The organism is Leptospira alstonii serovar Sichuan str. 79601 (assembly GCF_000347175.1).
Taxonomy (GTDB): Bacteria; Spirochaetota; Leptospiria; order Leptospirales; family Leptospiraceae; genus Leptospira; species Leptospira alstonii.
Genome location: NZ_ANIK01000081.1, coordinates 36,588 through 51,027, shown reverse-complemented (window position 1 = coordinate 51,027; position 14,440 = coordinate 36,588). Strand labels below are relative to the sequence as shown.

General features: G+C 44.3%; 9 protein-coding genes. 2 read left to right on the top strand and 7 right to left on the bottom strand.

All coding sequences use genetic code 11. The annotated features are described in order from the left end of the window. Positions 1 to 1,804: methyl-accepting chemotaxis protein (locus tag LEP1GSC194_RS15770; protein WP_020774504.1), on the bottom strand; the 1,804-nt coding region annotated here is incomplete at its 3' end. A gap of 552 nt (positions 1,805 to 2,356) precedes the next feature. Here LEP1GSC194_RS15770 and LEP1GSC194_RS15765 point away from each other — a divergent pair. Further along, positions 2,357 to 2,776 (top strand): hypothetical protein, encoded by a 420-nt coding sequence (locus tag LEP1GSC194_RS15765; RefSeq protein WP_017809698.1) that lies wholly within the window; start codon positions 2,357 to 2,359, stop codon positions 2,774 to 2,776. Positions 2,777 to 2,824: 48 nt separating this feature from the next. Here LEP1GSC194_RS15765 and LEP1GSC194_RS15760 read toward each other — a convergent pair whose 3' ends face one another. Continuing rightward, a complete protein-coding gene (locus LEP1GSC194_RS15760; protein ID WP_020774506.1) occupies positions 2,825 to 4,042 on the bottom strand; it encodes an aspartate kinase in 1,218 nt (405 codons plus the stop codon). Positions 4,043 to 4,199: 157 nt separating this feature from the next. On the opposite strand from LEP1GSC194_RS15760, the gene LEP1GSC194_RS15755 reads away from it, so the two are divergent. Beyond that, complete coding sequence (locus LEP1GSC194_RS15755) at positions 4,200 to 6,014, top strand: sodium:solute symporter family protein (RefSeq protein WP_020774492.1); 1,815 nt, start codon at positions 4,200 to 4,202, stop codon at positions 6,012 to 6,014. Between the two features lie 707 nt (positions 6,015 to 6,721). Here the strand turns inward: LEP1GSC194_RS15755 and LEP1GSC194_RS15745 are convergent. From LEP1GSC194_RS15745 to LEP1GSC194_RS15725, 5 genes are all read right to left on the bottom strand, one after another. Then, a complete protein-coding gene (locus LEP1GSC194_RS15745; RefSeq protein WP_020774495.1) occupies positions 6,722 to 7,267 on the bottom strand; it encodes a DUF4442 domain-containing protein in 546 nt (181 codons plus the stop codon). Positions 7,268 to 7,346: 79 nt separating this feature from the next. After that, positions 7,347 to 9,299: a hypothetical protein gene (locus LEP1GSC194_RS15740; RefSeq protein WP_020774498.1), complete on the bottom strand. Its 1,953-nt coding sequence runs from the start codon at positions 9,297 to 9,299 to the stop codon at positions 7,347 to 7,349. Positions 9,300 to 9,306: 7 nt separating this feature from the next. Beyond that, the gene (locus LEP1GSC194_RS15735) at positions 9,307 to 10,431 is read right to left on the bottom strand and encodes a VWA domain-containing protein (protein WP_036043318.1); all 1,125 of its coding nucleotides are present in this window, start codon (positions 10,429 to 10,431) and stop codon (positions 9,307 to 9,309) included. Positions 10,432 to 10,624: 193 nt separating this feature from the next. Beyond that, on the bottom strand, positions 10,625 to 12,925 hold the full coding sequence (locus LEP1GSC194_RS15730; protein WP_020774507.1) for a DUF5682 family protein: 2,301 nt from the start codon (positions 12,923 to 12,925) through the stop codon (positions 10,625 to 10,627). Between the two features lie 296 nt (positions 12,926 to 13,221). Next, positions 13,222 to 14,334 carry an AAA family ATPase gene (locus LEP1GSC194_RS15725; protein WP_020774514.1) on the bottom strand — a complete coding sequence of 371 codons (1,113 nt, stop codon included), beginning with the start codon at positions 14,332 to 14,334 and terminating at the stop codon, positions 13,222 to 13,224. Between the last annotated feature and the right edge of the window lie 106 nt (positions 14,335 to 14,440).

Here is a 14,440-nt window from a genome sequence, read left to right as displayed (position 1 = left end):
GATCGAATTCTTCCACTTGTTCTCTGAGTTTTTTAAGAACGTTGGACGCTTCCGCAACTTTTGTATTTCCGTTGAATACGGCGGTGTTCGTGGAATTAACAAGCGAACCGATCTCTTGCACACTGGAAGAAGTCTGCGAGGCTAACTTTCCGATTTCTTCGGCGACGACCGCAAATCCTTTTCCCGCTTCGCCCGCTCTTGCGGCTTCGATGGCGGCGTTGAGCGCGAGTAAGTTCGTCCTTTCGGAAATTTCGGTGATGATGGATAGGATTTCCGTGATTCGAGAAGCGCTGTCTCCGATCGCGGCCATGGCGCTTGTAGACGCGATCATCGCGTTTTCACCGGTAACTCCTTGTTCTTTGGATAGCGCCGCGAGTTCCACTAAATCCTGCATCTCCCGGTTGATATTCACGATTTGTTCCTTGAGTCGCACGACGTTCCCGTCGATTTCCTTCATGCTGAAAACCGCTTTTTCCATGGACTTACCCACGTTTTGAGCGGAGGCGGCGAGTTCTTCGACGGCCGCGGAGGATTCTTCCGCAGCAGAGGCCTGCGTTTGTGCTACGTCGGAAAAATTTCTGGAAGAGTCCGCCATTTTTTCGGATGTGTCTCTGAGAGTGGTTGCGGATCCTCCGATCTCTCTCAAAACTTTGAGAAGATTTTCCCGCATCTGATTCATGGAACCGAGAAGCGTACCGATCTCGTCCTTTTTATCGTGAGAACTTTGCGCGACTAAATTTCCGCCCGCGATTTCTTCGGAAAATCCGACCGCTTTGAGAAGTCCGGCCGTAATCAATTTTTGGAATATAAAGTTTAAGCAAAAAAGAACGGAGACGAGTATGAGTAGGGTGGAAATAAAACTTTGAAAAAGAATGGAAACGATCGCGGTTCGATATATCGAATTGGGAATACTGACCTGCATCGCCCAATAACGTTTGTCTTTACCGATATGGAACGGAAAGAAGTAGTGAGTATGTCCGTTCGAGTCGGTAGTGAATTTTTTTCCTTCCTCTTCCTGGCTTTTTTTAAGATAGAATTCCAATTCCTTCGCATCGGGAATTTGTTTTCCCACCAGATTGCCGTCGAAACCGTTCACCGCATAAATCCCTCTGGGAGAAAGGAGGGCTAAATATCCCTGGTCTTGAAACGGCTTTTTCGTTCCGATCAGTTTTTGTAATTCTTCCAACTCATAATCGAGACCGGCAACTCCGTAAAACTGATTGTCTACTCGGAACGGAACGATCAGAGAGATCATAAGAATTTTGATCTTTCCTTCCACCTCGTAATAATACGGATCGGTCACAAAGTGAGAATTCGTTTTTTTAGGAATTTGATACCAGTCCCCTTCCGGACCTTTGTTGTCGTAATACTTAGCCGCTTCCAATACGATTTCTTGTTTTGTTTTTCCGCGATGAAGATAAGGAATGAATCTTCCGGTGGAATCATGTCCGTTCGTATTTTCAAACTGAGGGTCTTGCCCGTCGAAAGCGTTCGGTTCGTAGGCCACTCGGGCTCCGAAGTAATTCTCATTTACTTTTAGTATTTCTTGTAGGGCTAAGATGACTTTACTTCGGGGGGGCGAATCGAATAAAAGCGGGAATCGGAAACCTCGGATTATTCCCATACCCGTGTCTAAATAATCCTTAACCTCCAAGGTCCAACGTTCGGCTGTTACTTCGGAATTGTTGACTACCTCTTGTTCCAGTTTTTGATAGGCCGTATAGGTATTGATACCGGCAAGAATACTAAAACCGATAAACAAAACGATTGAAAGGTAGAGAGAAATACGAAATCGAATGCTCATTGCGCCTCCCGTAAATGGGCCATTTAGGAATTAAAAAATATTAATAGAGTGTGGGACGAAATGCTCGAGTAAAATATTGCCAATTTATAAAAAAATCATTGTTTTCTATCGATAAAAGGTGGGTAAGAGTTCGTCCCAAAACTCGAAAGGAAATATTTGTAGGAGTTCGTACTAAGGTCAGTGATAAGATCAGGGGTTCAGGGTTAAAATTTTTCCGTTTTTATCCATTATGGCACGCGGAAGAGATTTGAGTTTACCGTTTTACGGAAAACGCGGGGAGTTCCCGCGTTTCTGCGAAACTCAGTGTCTCGTTTCCTAAACGCCGCCCGCAGGAAGCCGTTCAGATGAGTTTCCAGGACTTATTCAGATCGCTCGACGGGTTTTGGAGAGGACTCTAAATTTGTTTTATGTCGGATTTATATCTTACGATTTGATGTTTTAAGATCGAATCTTTTCCGAAAGGAGAGTTATTGGATTGTAAAAGTTTTAGGACAAATTCTAAATTCTTTCGTTTTAACCTTTAAAAATAATGTGAGGAAGGTGCTGAATCATATGACTCTTACGACGCGTAAATTACTCTTAAGAATCAACGGAATCATGCTGATTTTTGCGGCTATCGCCGGTTTGTTTTCCATGGATATCTTGGGAATCTTTTTCGCCAAAGGTCCGGCGGCCCGTCTTTTCGAAGGACAAGAATATATAGGAATCGGATCTCTGGAAGCGCACGGTTTGGCCTTGATTCTCGGGGTGCTTCTTTTTCGCGCGGAACCGACTCGTTCCTGGCACATCACGGCGGTTGCAATTCATACTCTATTAGGAACTGCGAATATACTTTTATGGCAGATTTTTATCGTGGTGGACAGCCTTCCGATGGGTTATATCACAACGATCATGCACTGGTGTTTCGTTCTGATTCAACTGATTGCGGCCTTTCAATCCGAACCGGATACGGACGGCGAACGGAAGGGGTAAAACTCCGAGACGGGGAATCAAATTCGGAGTTTTAAAAACAAAAATGATTTAAGCCGAAAGACCGAAAACGTCGTGGATCTTGTTGACCGCGACCTTCGCCTGATCTTCCGGAATCACGCAGGAAATTTTGATTTCGGAAGTGGAGATCATTTCAATATTGATTCCGTTGTCCGCAAGAACCTTGAACATTCCCGCCGCAACTCCCACATGAGACTTCATTCCGACTCCGACCGCGGAAACGATCGCGATGTTTTCGTTGATTTCCGGTTCTTGCGCGTTATGCGACTTTGAAAAGCTCTGTAGAATCGGTTTCGCTTCGTGGACGTCTTTTTTCGAAATCGTAAAGGAGATCGTATTGATTCCGTTATGTGGAGAGGATTGAACGATCATGTCCACGAGAATATGTTTGGAACTGAGTTCTCCGAAAAGACCCGCAGCTAATCCCGGTTTGTCGGGAACTCCCGCGATCGTGATTCTTGCCTGATCGCTTTTTGCGGTGACTCCGCTGACTTTCAATTTTTCCATAATTTTATCCTCGCTCACCACAAGAGTTCCTATGTTTTCGTTGAAGCTGGAACGAACGTGGATGACCACGTCGTAATTCATTCCCAATTCGACGCTTCGAGAATGAAGAACTCCCGCTCCCAAACTTGCAAGTTCGAGCATTTCTTCGTAAGTGATTTGTGTGTGTTTTTTGGCGTTTGGAACGACTCTCGGATCGGCAGTATAAACGCCGTCAACGTCCGTATAAATTTCACATTCTTTCGCGCCTAGGACCGCGGCGATCGCGACTGCGGACGTATCCGATCCGCCTCTTCCCAGAGTCGTGATGTTTTCATCCTCATCGATCCCTTGGAAACCCGCGATGATTACCACCTTACCTTCGTTTAACGCGGAATCGATTCGAGATCGATCGATCATTTTGATCTTCGCATTTGAAAAATTGCCGTCCGTGAGAAGTTTGATCTGAGAACCCGTGAAGGAAGTTGCGGGAACTCCGATTTCCCAAAGCGCCATGGCGAGGAGCGCAGTGGAAATCTGTTCTCCCGTGGAGAGGAGCATGTCCATTTCCCGTTTGGGAGGATTTGCCGAAATTTTTGCCGCTAGATCCACGAGTTCGTCCGTGGTATGTCCCATAGCGGAAACAACGACGACGACTTGCTGACCTTTATCGTGATAGGATTTGATTCTTTTTGCAACGTTCCGGATTCTTTCGGGGGTTCCCACGGAAGTTCCGCCGTATTTTTGAACGATGATATTTGCCATAACCTTAACAGTCATATTTTTCTTTTAAGGAGAGGGATCAAGAGAATTCGATTTTGCTTTTCCGAATTTTGGAAAGAAGGTTTCGTTCTCAGGAAAGGCTTTAAAACTGACGAAAGTTTTATCAACACGGTAATTCGTTTTCGAATAAGAAAAAAGTATGCTCAGCGTTCTCGATTGGTTTTTCATAATTTCGTATTTGTTGTTCGCGTTTGCGGCGGGAATTTTGCTTTCTCCCAAGGCGGGTAAAAGTCTCGTTTCCTATTTTGTCGCGGATCGTAAACTTCCTTGGTGGTGGCTTGGAACTTCGATGGTCGCAACCACGTTTGCTGCGGATACTCCTCTCGTAATTACCGGCTTTGTCGCGACGGACGGAATTTCCGCCAATTGGTTTTGGTGGAGTTGGGCGATCGGTTATATGGCAATGACGGTTTTTTTTGCGGGCAAATGGAGAAGGATGGAAGTACTCACCGACGTGGAGTTCGTCGAACTCCGTTACGGCGGAAAGCCCGCTACGATCCTCCGAATGGTCAAAGCGTTTTATTTGAGTATATTAGTAAATTCGATTGTACTTGGATGGGTGTTCAAGGCGATGTCCAAGATAACGGGCCCGTTTTTGGATTGGAAGGACCTGCTCGGAGCGGACGGATTTGCGATCGTTCAAAATCTATGGCCCTCTTTTCTAATATTCGATTCTTTGAATAATACGATTACGGTCTTGATTTTGTTTTTGATCGTGATCGTCTACAGCAGCATGGGAGGAATCCAAGGTGTGATTCTGACCGATCTCGTTCAGTTCGCATTGGGAATGGGCGGGGCGATTCTTTTTGCGATTTACGCCGTTTCCAGTCAGGGCGGAATTTCCGGTCTACTTTCCAAAATGGAAGAGGTTTATCCGGATAAACACGAATCCATTCTAAGTTTCTGGCCGGACTTTCGGGAAGCATCCCTGCCATTCAATGTTTTTCTAATATTCATTAGCGTTCAGTGGTGGGCGCAGTATTATTCGGACGGTTCGGGATATTTGGCGCAGAGAATTCACACCGCAAAAAATCCAAAGGAAGCGGAGAAGGGCTCCCTTTGGTTCAACGTAGCCAACTTTATCGTTCGGACTTGGCCCTGGGTGTTGACCGCGCTCGTAACGTTAGTCGTCTTTCCCTTACACGATCCGACGAGATATTTTTCGGAAGGACAACTCGTCGCGGGAGATCGAGAGATGGGATATCCCGTTTTGATGAAGTTGATACTTCCGAGCGGGGTTTTGGGAATCGTATTTGCGAGTTTGATGGCTGCGTTCATGTCCACGGCGGACACTCATATCAACTGGGGTGCGAGTTATTTGGTGAACGATTTTTATCTGAGATTTTTGCATCCGAACGCGAGCGATAAGACCTTGGTGAGAGTGAGCAGGATCGCGGTTGTTTTGATGTCGATCGTCGCCATTCTCGTCGCGACTCAGATTCAATCGATTGCGAGCGCTTGGAAATTTTTGTTGGCCTTTGCTTCGGGTATGGGTTTGCCGCAAATTCTAAGATGGATTTGGTGGAGAACCAACGCTTGGACCGAACTTTCCGGTATGATCACGGCGCTCGTTCTATCTATGATTTTGTATCCTTCGTATCCCGACGTTCGATCGGAATATCTTCTGTTTTGGGTGGCGATCGGTTCCGTCGCGGTTTCGATCATCGTTACCTTGGCGACTCCTCCGGTTCCGCAGGAAACGTTAGACGCTTTTGTAAAAAGGGCCAATCCTTTCGGATTTTGGAAGGGGCAGGGTAGTAAGGAAAGGCTGGAAGATTTTCAAAGTAGAATCGTACTTTGGGTTTTGGGAACCGTAGCTTTGTTTTTCGGAATGTTTTCTTTGGGATATTTTTTTCTATTACGATTTTGGCAAGGAACGTTTTGTCTGATCGGTTTTGTTTTATTCGGGGTGGTTTACTGGAAGAAGGAATTCGGCAGGAACAAAGTCGAATGAATGAAAATTTGCAAACTTGTTTCTAAACCTGAATTGTATGAAAAGGGAATATTATAAAAACTTAATAATATTGCGGTAGCAATTGAAGTAAGCGAATATTTCTGAAATCTAAGTCCGGGTTCAAGAGTTAAACCCGACTCTCGGAGTTCCGTTCGATAAGGATGTTTTATCAGTGATCTCGAAAATTTTCCATTCAACGCGAATTCGACGGTTGAAAATTTGGGCGAATCCATCCCTTGTCAAAGCCAAGGGATGGACCGCGCTTTCTGCTCTGATCAACAAATTGACGGATTGCTCGAAAAACGAAATTTTTTCGTCATTCCAATTTGTTGATCTCGCTTCAATCGCTTTCGCATTGGATCTTCTTTTTTATGATAACCTTTTCGAATAGTTAGGGGTTAGGACTTTATATACGATGAAACGCAAGCGTTTCAAGTGGTACATAACATACAGCTGTTCCTAATTCCTATCCACTCGTCCCTAACATCTAATATGCAAGTGTTCCGACAAGAATGGAGCTTTTTACTTGCAAAAAGTATGATTTTCTGATAGAGAAAAGCCACCTGAGTTTTCCCGCCCTCCACCCAAAATTAGGGGAAACTCAATGCAACGCTTCCTAAGGGGCGCGTTGATTTCACAACTTCGTTGTGAGCCACTCGCGACGCTTCTGCTGCTCGTTGGCTGAAACGCTCTCTACGGATCGCGTTTCAGGTCGTTCGACAGTTTTTGGTACAAGCTCGGTTTATGAAACGATCAAGCCGTTCTTCTTTGGGGAACATCGGTTTTCTTCGGACATAGATCGTCTTGTCCACCTTCGCAATCAGTTCGCCGTTCTTTTCTTGAATCGGGATATTTATGTTAAAAAGAGTCTTTTTTCTTTGGCCGCATTCTTCTTGAATTCGAATTAAATCTTCCGGAAAAATTTTAAACTCGGCAAAAACATCCTGAGAAGTCGCTTTCAGATATTGAATCGAACCGTTCACATCCCAGAGGATATAATTCTCTCCCAAATTTTGTTTGAGCATCAATAGCGGAATCGGATCTACGAAGGCATAAAGAGCCCCGCCGAAGTGAGTTCCCATCAAACCTTTTGTTTTACGATTGAGCGGAAGTTTGACCTTCATTTCTCTCATATCATCGGTAAATTGAAGAATTCTTCCTCCGCATCTCCAATAAATGGGCCATTGGAGAAAGATCTTTATCTGATAGAAAAAAACTTTCCAAAAAGAGTGAGTGGCGGTTCGTGAAATCATATATAGTTTGATATAAAACTATATATGATTTGATGTCAAACTAAAACTGGAAAGCGGGTATAATGAAGTCGGCTTCCGTTCAAATTTCATTTTCGTTTTTTCCATCGTCGATTTCCATTTCCCTGGAGAGACAGGTCAAGGCGGCCAAAGTGAAAATGGGAGAAGCGTCGGTTTGGTTCGAAGTTTGTATCGAAGGAACTACGGACTCCAAAAGGGTTGAAATTCTTTTTAATCCGAGATTTTCGGATCGTTGTATCAGTTTTTTCCAATCGTTGATTTTGCGGTATTGTTTTAAACCGATCATACATACTTCGGAGATCGCCGATCTTAATTCCGTAATATAACTTTTTAAAGGATCGGTTTCCGGATGAAGTCTGTCCCGTATCTGAAAACTAGATCCGCTTGTCGGAGATTTTTCAGGATCCAAGTAGGGTTGTAACATCGTAAGACTTCCGTGTTGTTCGATTACGAGCGATACCGGTTTTATAGAAAGTTGACCCGATACGGAACTTGCAATTCCGCAGACGTAACACAAGGAAGAATCGGACAATACTTGCCTAAGATTTTCGAGACCGCTCGATGCCCTGCTGTAATACGGAAAATAAATTTGTGCAACGCTTTCGTTTTTATCTTCCGCTTCTATATTCAATTGTTGTGAAATACTGTCGAAACTGGGTTCGCTAAATCGGTTGATCTTAAAGACGAAAAAATTACCGGCCGCCCAACGAGGACCTAGAGGACGAGGAGGTTTTTCCGAAAGGATCCTAATCGTTTTATTAAAATCATCGGAAAAAATGTCCGCGTGGAGGGAATCAAATAAAAATTTCTGGGGATTTAAAGTCGCTTTATTACCGAATTTTAATCTACCAGATGCGGTTTTTTGAATGGAAGAACTGACGATCGAACTTTTTCCGAAATCCAAAAGTGAAATTCCTTTCAGTGCCGGAAGATTTCCGATAACGTGAAAGGGCTCTTCCGCCGGTCTTTCAAAAAAACGTTCGAATAACAGTATTTCGTCGGACTTAGGATCCGCGAAATAAGAAAGAACTACAAAACCTTTTTTTAATACTCTGATTCCGGAGCCGAGTCCGGTCAGACTTCGAACGATCAATTCGGAGGAATACGACTTCGTATCTCCGCCGATTACTAAGGAAGGAATTTCTCCCTTATTTGCTTTCAGCGCATCCATACGAACGAACCATTCTCCTACAAGATATACGACTTGATCCGGATCGAACAAGGAATCGTGAGAAAGATATTTCGCATATTCTTCCTGCAACTCGGACAAAATATCCGCGGGCCATAAAAGGCCCTCTTCGATACAAGAACGTTCCAGCCGGGATAATCCGTCCTTTAAATGTTCGGAAACGCTTTGAAAGCCGTATTGTACGATTTCTTTTAGGATCGTATTCGCCCGATCCGTTATGTGCGAGGGGATTTCGGTTTTTCGAACGTTGGTGGAAACAAATCCCTTTTCCTCATACGTTAGCCGAAACGCAAAGACCGCGATCGCGATCGCCTGCTCTCCGAGCGATCCTTTACAATCCGCACGCGCATATCGGATATCGTTCGGTACAGGAAAATGTACCGTTCCCAATCCGTGGATTTTGGCGACAGGAATTTCGGTTCGATCCAATTCCACAACCACGCCGGAGTCGAAAACGGATTTGGCTTTTGCAAGAGAAGAAGTAGATAAAAAGGATCGTAAAGTTTCGTCCGTGATTTCTCCCGGATTCCAAGAAGGACTCGGTTTGTTTGCGGCGATTCGTTTTTGATAAGCGACTAACGTGCGGACGATGTGTCTGCACACTCCCGTCGAAGGACAAGTACAATCGGACTCTTGAATCGAAACCGATCCGGGCAAAACGCAGGTAACGCCGTCTTCCCAATCGACTTCGATACTTCCGTCTTCGGTTTCTTTCCATTCGCCTTTTACGCCGGATTCGATATCGTTTAAGGCCCGATTTACGGTTCCTTTACTCGTTAAAATTTCAAGTTCTTGTTGGGATAAGGAGAGAATGTCTTGGCGCATCGTCTTACTACTTGATTTTTTCGCTTACCCAATGAGCGAGTTCACCCGGAGTCATCGCGCCGATTTCGGCTCCCACTTTTACGAGTTTTTCCGCCATTCCTTTATCGTAATTCGGATTTGCAGTTTCGTCTAACGCGGCTAACCCCAATACCTGAACGCCGCTTTCCGTCAATCGATGGGTGGTGGAAACGAGTTTGGAAGGCGAACCTCCTTCGTAAAAATCGCTGATGAGTATGACTACGGTTCGGCGCGGATTTTCGATTTTTCCTTCCGCATACAAAAGCGCCGAGCCTATGTCCGTGCCGCCGCCTAACTGGACTTTCATGAGTGTTTCCACCGGATCGGAACAAAAATCGGTCACGTCCACTACGTTCGTATCGAAAAGGATCAAACGAGTTCGTATCGTTTTGATTCCCCAAAATATGGACGCGGTGATCGCGGAATGAATGACGCTGTTCAACATACTTCCGGATTGATCCACCAGGATGATCAATTGCCAAAGATCCGCGACACAACGACGTATCCTAGAATGAAATAAAGGTTTTTGCAGGATCAATCTTTTGGATGTAAGATCGTAATGTTTTAAGTTGGCGCGGATCGTATTTTTTACGTCGAAGTTTTTATAAATCTTCAAGGAAGAACGTCGATTTCTGTTTTTAACTCCTTGAAAGGAAGTTAAGATCGTAGTTTCCAATTTTTTCATCAATTCCTCAACCACTTTTCGTACGAGTTCGCGGGCGAGGTCCAACACTTGTCGGTTCATGAGATGTTTGGTGTGTAACACCGCTCTTAAAAGAGTCGTGTTCGGAGAGGCGCGTTTTAAAAGTTCGGGACTAGTCACCATTTCCATTACTTGATAACGTTCTAATGCGTCTTTTTCGATCCGTTCGATCGCCTTTTTGGGAAAAAGTTCGTGTACTTCGTTGATCCATAAGGGTACGGTTAAATTGGATTCTCCCAAGTTCGCGTTTCGTACGTTTCGATCCTCTCCGTATTCTCTTCCGTAGAGATATTCGATCGCTCGATCCATTCTTTGTTGTTCTTCCGAGAGGGTTTGGTCTCCGAGAGATTGTTCGGAGCCGTTTCCCAGGATGAGTCTCCATCGGGTGAATGTGGTAAAATCGTTTTTCATAAATTATATTTTAATAATATTTTTGTATTTAGTTGTTTATTTTTAAGTTTTAGAAAATCTTCGGGAAATAAAAAACAAACTTAAAGGAGACTCTGTAAAATCCAAAAAGAATTGCCTTAAAATCAAATTTTTGCATGAAGTTGCCGATCTGTGACTATCATAAAATGAAAAACTCATTTTATAGAGGCGCCCATTAAGTCGTTCTAATCCCGTATTTGGAAGCGGTTTCGAAAAGAAGTCTTTCGAATTCCATCGCCCTCAAAGTCGTTTTCGGATCTTCTTCTTCGTCGGAAAGTCGGTCGATTGGCGGCTGTAAAATTTCAAACAGATTCCGACCGATTTGATGTTTTTCTCTCGGAGTAAAAAAGGTAAAAGCCGTATGAAGCGCGGGCAGGGCTTCTAAAAATTCAATATGAGATAATTCTGATATTCTATCGTTTAATGCGGTCAAAAGGTTTTTGTCCCGTTGTGCGGTTTCCCGCGCGATCAAAAAAAGTCCGGATAAAAAATCTCCCAGTTCGGAGGAATCGTAGAACGAGTTCAGTTGAAGTAGAATCGTGTCCGCGATGTTTAATTTCCACTGAGCTCCACAAACCGCTCCACGAACGAAAGGATCGATTTCCGAATCCGCCCCGACGCGTAGTAAGACGTCTCGTATCTCTTCCGCGGATAACTTTAAAGACTCCGCACAATATTGATACGTTTGTAAGATTGTTTGAACTCCTTTAGCTTGATCTAATCCTTGAAAGGAAGTGACGCCTAACCGATCCAAAAGATTGAGACATCGCCGATAAATTTCTCTGAGAACGCTTTTCAGGCTTTCTTTGCCTTCCAATTTTAATATTTCATCATACGCATATAAGTAAAGGATATGACGCAACGCGGTGCAAGTTTTTATAAAATCGCACGCTCCGAAAATCATGTTTGAAAGTTGTTTCAGTAAAAAGGACGAGTGTTTGCCAAGACCGGCTAACGCGGCGTCGACGAGGCAGGCCGCGGCAAGTTCCGGGTCGATTTCCAAACGGATTCGCGCATTTAATACTCCCGCAGCGGCTTCGGAAAGCGAAGCCCCATACCGAGACGCCTCGATACAAGAGGAATAAAACTCGACTTGCATCGTGATTTTCCATTCTTCTTTTACGTCGTCGATATCGTTTCGAGCGATCATATCCGTACCTTTGACCAGAGTATAACCGACGATCCCTAAAAGATACAAACGATGTAGAACTTTACTTTGTTCCCTTTGTTCCGGATCCGCCAGGCGAAGTTTGAGAGTTCGAACTTCTTGTGCGGCAGTAAGATTCAATTTTTTTAATGTAGTTTCGATGTCGGAAACGATCGGCGGTAAAGAAGTCCCTGCCGCTAAACGACCGATACGATCTCCTTGCATAACTTCCGAAATCGAATCGAGCACAGGATGTCCCGCTCCTCTTGCGATTTCATCCTTTACAAGCGTGGTACGAAGGCCGTCGATCAGATCCCTTCTCCAGATATCTTTGTGGCCGCGTAAATCGGCCAGGGCCCTGCTCATGGTTTCGGAAGCGATTCTGTCCGCAGAACCGAACTGTTGTCCTTTTTTACGGAGTGTTTTTATGATCTTGTGGACTATGGGTCGATGATCGAATGATTTGCTTTTTTGAAAACTTTCCCAGACGAAATCGTAAAATCCCGGACTCGGCATTCCCGAAGTGTAACCGCTTGCGGCGTTCAACCTTGCGTTGGAATACGGGGTCAGTGCGATTCCGGAGTCGTAAGGTTTATGGTCCTCTAAGTCATTTCGGCTCGCCCAAAATAATTCGTCGGTATCGGGAGGTTTTGAAATTCTTTCTTGTAGAACAGAAGAATGATATCCTCCGGTAACGACCAGAATCGGACCGGTAAATTGTGTTTGTGCGAGTCGAATCTGATTGGCCATAAACGCTTCCCTCGTGGAAGTCGTCTCGTCCGAATGATTCGTTTCTTTTCGTGTATGAATACAAAATAAGGACATGCGTTCGATATAATCGTCTGTTTGTGTTAGGTGATTTACCTCGAAAAGTTCGTCCCATAAATCGTGAAAATGAGAGACTCCCATTTTTTTACAGAGTTTGGAAATGAAATCGCTGTTCCAAAAAGGATCGTCGCCGTACAATTGTACGGTTTCGGAAGAGAAGTTTTTAGAATCACTTTCGATTGAACAGATTTCCGCCCAAGGGAGATCTATAAAACGAGCCGGGATTTGTAAGGATTGGGCCGTTTGCAGAGCGACCCATTCCGGAGAGTAATTGCAATAAGGATAATATGCTCCGCGAGAAAATCCGTACTCGTCCCTGACAAAGCTGTAGATCGCTATCGGGAGCGTATGAGGTAAGAACAATTCGTCGATCTTGGGATTAAAATCGTAAGGACCTTCTATTAAAATCGCCGACGGTCGCAGATCATTCGCCAATTTTTGAAACGCGACTGACGCGGCTACGCTGTGATGTCGTACCGGAAAGAAGGAAATGGAATTCATTTTAAATCAAGTTTAACAATCGAAAACAAATCGTTTGCAATTCGGTTTAAACGGGGCTCGGGATGAATCAAGTTATTTTCTCCGTTGTACTTTTCTAAAACTTTTTCTCTCAAAAAACATCCGGCAACTTTTAGAAGTGCGCGCCGGAACTCACGTTAATTTAAATTTTTCCATAAATTAATTTTTCTAACATTCAAAAATTTGAAGAATGTAAATTTATTTAATTTTTTCCCAGTCGGATCTTGGTTTTGGTCAAGCCGCTCGATACATTCCGTTTTTTGAATTTTTCATATTTGTTAAGTATTTCGATCCAGAAGTTTTCTAGATTTAAAGAATTCGTACCAGGCGTGTTCGTTTCGAAACGCCACGACTTGATCGAAATAGTGTCTTATTTTTTTCAAATCTTCCACGGAATCCTTTACGCCCGAACCGAGCATGTTGGAAACGATATGACCCGCGTTTACCTTTCCTTCGTCGTAGTAATACGCGTGTAAGGCGGCTGAAAATCCCACGCTGACCGCTTCCGCCGTACTCAAAGCGGAACTGAGAGGTTCCAACGCTTTGCCGGAAATCGTTTTAGAATTTCGTAATTCGTGAAAGGAGGTCACCAATACTTGAGTCAGATCTTCCGGAAGTCTTACGGGTACGTTGGCCTGTTTCAACAAACGTTCCATCTCGCGCTCGACTAACGCCTGTTCTTCGGAAATGCTGGAAATGGGCGCCACCGTTTCAAAATTAAAACGACGTTTGAGAGCGGAGCTCATTTCGTTTGTGCCTCTGTCGCGAGTGTTGGAAGTGGCTATGATATTGAATCCTTGTTTGGCGAAGAGCGCGTTTTCTTTTTCGTTCAATTCGGGTATGTGTAAAACTCTGTCGCTTAAGATGGAGAGTAACGTGTCTTGAATTTCACCCGGACATCGGGAAAGTTCCTCAAAACGAACGATCTTTCCGGATTTCATACCCTCGTATACCGGAGCGGGGACGAGAGATTTTTCGGAAGGACCTTCCGAAAGCATCAAAGCGTAATTCCAGGAATAACGAATCTGATCTTCCGTAGTTCCCGCGCTTCCTTGGATCGTTAAGGAGGAATCTCCCGAAATCGCGGCGGCCAAAAGTTCGCTCAGATAACTTTTGGCGGTTCCCGGTTCTCCGATGAGCATTAGTCCCCGATTGGTGGCGAGGGCTACGATACAACATTCTATAAAATTTCGTTCTCCTACGAACTTGGGAGAAATCCCGGAACTTGCATCGCCTAACACAAAATCGATGACCGCCTGCGGGGAAAGTTTCCAGCCTGGAGGTTTGGGTTTTGATTCGTCCCTTTTTTTCAATCGGTCCAGTTCTTCCGCGTACAGTTTTTCTGCGGGAGGTTTTTGAATGTCTAAAAGTGAATCTTGTTTTTCCGTCATAGGGTTATTTCCATTTCGTAAATTTTAGAAAATTTTAATGTTCTTATTTTACGGAGCGTTCCACTTATTAGTGGATAGGTTTTAGGAATCAGATGTCAGGAATCAG